Source organism: Pantoea sp. Acro-807, assembly GCF_011752675.1.
In the GTDB taxonomy this organism is placed as follows: domain Bacteria; phylum Pseudomonadota; class Gammaproteobacteria; order Enterobacterales; family Enterobacteriaceae; genus Pantoea; species Pantoea eucrina.
On the sequence record NZ_VWXE01000026.1, the window covers coordinates 1 to 236 of the forward strand.

1 rRNA gene is annotated in these 236 nt (G+C 49.2%); it reads left to right on the top strand.

Annotated features, from left to right (window positions below):
• Positions 1 to 236: ribosomal RNA gene (locus F3J39_RS18720) — 23S ribosomal RNA — on the top strand; the annotation flags it as partial.

Sequence of the window (236 nt, forward strand, 5' to 3'; positions counted from 1 at the left end):
GTGTACGTACAAGCAGTGGGAGCCTCTTTTATGGGGTGACTGCGTACCTTTTGTATAATGGGTCAGCGACTTATATTCTGTAGCAAGGTTAACCGCATAGGGGAGCCGAAGGGAAACCGAGTCTTAATTGGGCGCTAAGTTGCAGGGTATAGACCCGAAACCCGGTGATCTAGCCATGGGCAGGTTGAAGGTTGGGTAACACTAACTGGAGGACCGAACCGACTAATGTTGAAAAA